This is a genomic window from Lentzea alba (genome assembly GCF_047445655.1).
Classification (GTDB): Bacteria; Actinomycetota; Actinomycetes; order Mycobacteriales; family Pseudonocardiaceae; genus Lentzea; species Lentzea alba_A.
Window position 1 is genome coordinate 1 of the sequence record NZ_JAJAEG010000095.1, and the last position, 1,428, is coordinate 1,428.

At 63.7% G+C, this 1,428-nt stretch carries 1 protein-coding gene; it reads right to left on the reverse strand.

From position 1 onward, the window contains the following. Nucleotides 1–118 precede the first annotated feature (118 nt). On the reverse strand, nucleotides 119–1,381 hold the full coding sequence (locus tag LFM09_RS50020) for an IS630 family transposase (RefSeq protein ID WP_414103721.1): 1,263 nt from the start codon (nucleotides 1,379–1,381) through the stop codon (nucleotides 119–121). Nucleotides 1,382–1,428 lie beyond the last annotated feature (47 nt).

Here is a 1,428-nt window from a genome sequence, read left to right on the forward strand (position 1 = left end):
GGCCGCTCCGCACTGATCACCTGATCCACACCAAGATCATCGATCGCACCGAGACGGCGTTACGGGACAACCTTTAGTCGCAACCGCAAGAAGCCGACCCTCAGATGGTGCTCTCGTACTAGTGTCCTGCGCCGGAAATCCGCTTACAAAATCGGGTGAGTGACTCGAGGATCTCTTCGGCGGTCTTGGTCCAGAGGAACGGCCGGGGATGGGTGTTCCAGTCTGCGATCCAGGCTCGGACATCCTTCTCCAGTGCCTGCACGCTCTTGTGGGCGCCGCGTTTGATTTTCTGTTCGGCGAGGAGCCCGAACCAGCGTTCGACCTGGTTGATCNACTCGAGGATCTCTTCGGCGGTCTTGGTCCAGAGGAACGGCCGGGGATGGGTGTTCCAGTCTGCGATCCAGGCTCGGACATCCTTCTCCAGTGCCTGCACGCTCTTGTGGGCGCCGCGTTTGATTTTCTGTTCGGCGAGGAGCCCGAACCAGCGTTCGACCTGGTTGATCCAGGAGGATCCGGTCGGGGTGAAGTGCATGTGGAACCGGGGATGGCGGGCCAGCCAGGTTTTGATCGCCGGGGTCTTGTGGGTGCCGTAGTTGTCGCAGATCAGGTGCACGTCCAACTCGGCGGGCACAGTCTTGTCGATCGTGATCAAGAACTTCTTGAACTCGGCGGCACGGTGCTGACGGTGCAGCTCGCCGATCACCGTGCCGTCGGCGATGTCGAACGCGGCGAACAGGCTGGTGACACCGTTGCGGACGTAGTCATGCGTGCGCCGCTCAGGCATGCCGGGCATCATCGGCAGCACCGGCTGGGACCGGTCCAGCGCCTGGATCTGACTCTTCTCGTCCACACACAGCACCACCGCCCGCTCCGGCGGATTGTGATACAGGCCAACAACATCCACGACCTTCTCCACGAACATCGGATCGGTCGAAAGCTTGAACGTGTCCGCACGATGAGGCTTGAGCCCGAAGTCACGCCAGATCCGGCCGATGGTCGACTTGCTCAACCCCGACCGCTCCGCCATCGACGCCCGCGACCAATGCGTGGCATCGCGCGGAATCTCCTCCAGCGTCGCCACGATCACCTCCTCCACCTGGTCCACCGTGATCGACGGCGGCCGGCCCGGCCTGTCCTCATCCATCAGCGCGTCCAGGCGCCCGTCCGCGAACCGGGCACGCCACTTGCCCACCATCGTCCGATGCACACCCAGCCGGGCCGCGGCCTCCACATTGGACAAACCCTCCGCGCACGCCAACACGACCCGGCACCGCAGCGCCAGCGCTTGCGAACTCGTCGCCCGTCGCGCCCACCGCTCCAGCGTCTCCCGCTCGTCAGCGGTCAACACCAACTCGACCTTCGGCCGTCCAGTCCGCGCCATCCACCCAGACTAGACTTAGTCATGGGATTTCCGGCGCAGGACACTAG